Source organism: Rhodopseudomonas sp., assembly GCF_036404135.1.
Classification (GTDB): Bacteria; Pseudomonadota; Alphaproteobacteria; order Rhizobiales; family Xanthobacteraceae; genus Rhodopseudomonas_A.
On record NZ_DASWPE010000191.1, the window covers coordinates 1 to 2,957 of the forward strand.

Sequence of the window (2,957 nt, forward strand, 5' to 3'; positions counted from 1 at the left end):
CCGCAGCCCGTCGATCTTGGCTTCGTCCTTGTCGACGCAGGTAACCTGATGGCCGAAATCCGCAAAGCAGGCGCCGGACACCAGCCCCACATAGCCGGTGCCGATCATCGCAATTTTCATGGAATAACCTGTCGCTGGTGATGGCCCGGGCGGGCCGCTGCGGTGCCGCGTCTTAGCAGACCCCCGCACGGCTGCCAAAGCCGGGCTTGCGCCGGATCAGGGTTTCCTAGCGCAGCGATACGACGCCTGCATGGCAGCGCGGATTCCGCGCGGCGTGGCGTTTCCACGGTGGGCAGGCTGTGTTACGACCCAGCACCGTCACCGTTCTGCCCACCGGCCTTGCCCCATGAAGAACGACCAGCTGCTCGGCGAGATTTCCGACTATTGCCGCCGCGCCGGCGTGGCGGAGAGCACCTTTGGCCGCCGCGCGGTCAATGACGGCAAGCTGGTGCATCGGCTGCGCGAGGGCAAGCGCATCACCGTCGACACGCTGGACCGCATCCGCGCCTTCATCGCCGCCGGCACCGACGGCGCCGCGCCGCCGCCGCGCGGGCTGGTGGTGCCGCCGGAACGGCGCGATCCGCAGGGCAATTTCCGGTTCTTCGAGAACCGCCAGAAATACCTGCTGTTCGTGCACACCTGCAGCGAAAAGCGGGTGATCGCCGAGCGGGTGGCGCTGGAGCTCGGCAGCATCCACCCCCGCCCACCGGCGATTCGGGTGTTCGACGCCGGGGTGGGCGACGGCACCGTGCTGGCGCGCGTCTTGCGTGCCATGCATGGCCGGTTCCCGCACATGCCGTTCTACATCGCTGGCAAGGAACTCAGCCTGGAGGACGTCCGGTTGACGCTGGACAAAGTTCCGGACCGGCTGTTCGAGCACCCGGCCACGGTGTTCGTTCTCACCAATATGTATTATGCCGAGGCGCCCTGGCTGACCCCGGCGTCGCCGTCCGCCGCCGCCGGAATGATCTGGCACGAGGTGGCGTTGCGCGGCGCCGCCTCCGGGGATTTCGAGACCCAGATCGCGGAACTGGCGCCGTTCCTGGAAGAGAACTGGCGCGCCAGCATCAGCAAGCGCTCCGGCATGCCGATCTATGAGCGCCCGGTCGCCATCGTCATCTATCGGGAAGATCATCGGTTTTTGCTGGATTCGCTGATTCCCCGGGCGGGCCGCAGCGAGGCCAATTTCGACCTGGTGATCGCCTCGCAGCCCTACCGGGCAAAATCCAGTGTAAACTTTCGGGCTAAGCGGATCATCGCGCCGCTGGCCCGCGCGCTGCGCCCCGGCGGCCGGCTGATCGGGATTCACTCGCACGGCCAGGATCCGGGGCTGGAAATCGTCCGGGCGGTGTGGCCCGGAGAAAATCCTTTTGCGGTGAGCCGCCATGAGCTATTGCGCGCGGTGAAATACGAGCTGGGGTCGGCGGGGCGCGACCTCAACTTTAATGCTTATGCCGATAGTCGTTCGATCTTCAGATATGATATGGAGGCGCTGCCGAACGAGGTCACCGGATCGATCGGGACATCCACGGCTTTTGCGGCCTGGAACGCAGCCGTCTATGTGGCTCAAATCGAGGACGATCGATTAACGGAAATGACTGAGGGCGGCCACTATCTCAATGCCACCAGAGAGGTTTTGCGCAAGCATAGCGGGCTCTGGTTCTACGACGAATCCTATGTCATCTCGCGCCGCCGCGATTGACTTCCAAGGACATGATCAGGAAAGGGCCGCCGGGTGCCGGCGGAAAGGGGTTGGTTTGATGCGCGCGTCTTATCTGTTCACGAGTGAATCGGTTTCGGAAGGTCATCCCGACAAGGTTTGCGATCGGATCTCCGACGAGATCGTCGATCTGTTTTTCCGCGAAGGCCCGAAGGCCGGCATCGATCCCTGGGCGATTCGCGCCGCCTGCGAGACGCTGGCGACCACTAACAAGGTGGTGATCGCCGGCGAGACCCGGGGACCGGCCTCGGTGACCAATGAACACATCGAGCAGGTGGTGCGCGACGCCATCAAGGACATCGGCTACGAGCAGGACGGCTTCCACTGGAAGACCGCCGACATCGAGATCCTGCTGCATCCGCAGTCGGCCGACATCGCGCAGGGCGTCGACGCGCTGCAGCCCGGCACCAATCAGGAAGAGGGCGCCGGCGACCAGGGCATCATGTTCGGCTACGCCACCAACGAGACCGTCGACCTGATGCCGGCGCCGATCTTCTACGCCCACAAGATCCTGCGCTCGATTTCCGAAGCCCGCCACTCCGGCAAGGAGAAGGTGCTCGGCCCGGACTCCAAGAGCCAGGTCACCGTGCAATACGAAAACGGCAAGCCGGTCGGCGTCACCCAGATCGTGGTGTCGCATCAGCATCTGGTCGAGGACATGTCGTCCAAGCAGGTGCGCGACTGCGTCGAGCCCTATGTGCGCAACGCGCTGCCGGAGGGCTGGATCACCGACAAGACGGTGTGGCACGTCAACCCGACCGGCAAGTTCTTCATCGGCGGCCCGGACGGCGACGCCGGCCTGACCGGCCGCAAGATCATCGTCGACACTTACGGCGGCGCGGCGCCGCATGGCGGCGGCGCGTTCTCCGGCAAGGACCCGACCAAGGTCGACCGCTCGGCCGCTTACGCCGCGCGCTACCTCGCCAAGAACATCGTCGCGGCCGGCCTCGCCGACCGCTGCACCCTGCAATTGTCCTACGCCATCGGCGTCGCCAAGCCGCTGTCGATCTACATCGACACCCACGGCACCGGCAAAGTTTCCGAGGCCGAGCTGGAGAAGGCCGCCGCGGAAGCCATGGACCTCACCCCGCGCGGCATCCGCAAGCATCTCGACCTCAACAAGCCGATCTATGCGCGGACCTCGTCCTACGGCCATTTCGGCCGCACCCCGGACGCCGAAGGCGGCTTCTCCTGGGAAAAGACCGATCTGGCCGAGGCGCTGAAGCGCGCCATCTAA

General features: G+C 65.1%; 3 protein-coding genes. 2 read left to right on the plus strand and 1 reads right to left on the minus strand.

Translation table 11 applies throughout. The annotated features are described in order from the left end of the window. Positions 1 to 120 (minus strand): NAD-binding protein (locus VGC77_RS21105; protein ID WP_331173523.1); only part of this gene is annotated, 120 nt, incomplete at its 3' end. A 226-nt stretch (positions 121 to 346) separates the two neighbouring features. Between VGC77_RS21105 and VGC77_RS21110 the strand changes: the two genes are divergently transcribed. Both VGC77_RS21110 and metK read left to right on the plus strand, forming a co-directional pair. Continuing rightward, a complete protein-coding gene (locus VGC77_RS21110) occupies positions 347 to 1,702 on the plus strand; it encodes a hypothetical protein (protein ID WP_331173521.1) in 1,356 nt (451 codons plus the stop codon). Between the two features lie 58 nt (positions 1,703 to 1,760). Further along, on the plus strand, positions 1,761 to 2,957 hold the full coding sequence (gene metK / locus VGC77_RS21115) for a methionine adenosyltransferase (RefSeq protein ID WP_331173522.1): 1,197 nt from the start codon (positions 1,761 to 1,763) through the stop codon (positions 2,955 to 2,957).

Bases quoted from the DNA above. Each gene is read 5' to 3' on its own strand.
- VGC77_RS21110 (WP_331173521.1), top strand. From the start codon at position 347: ATGAAGAACGACCAGCTGCTCGGCGAGATTTCCGACTATTGCCGCCGC.
- metK (WP_331173522.1), top strand. From the start codon at position 1,761: ATGCGCGCGTCTTATCTGTTCACGAGTGAATCGGTTTCGGAAGGTCAT.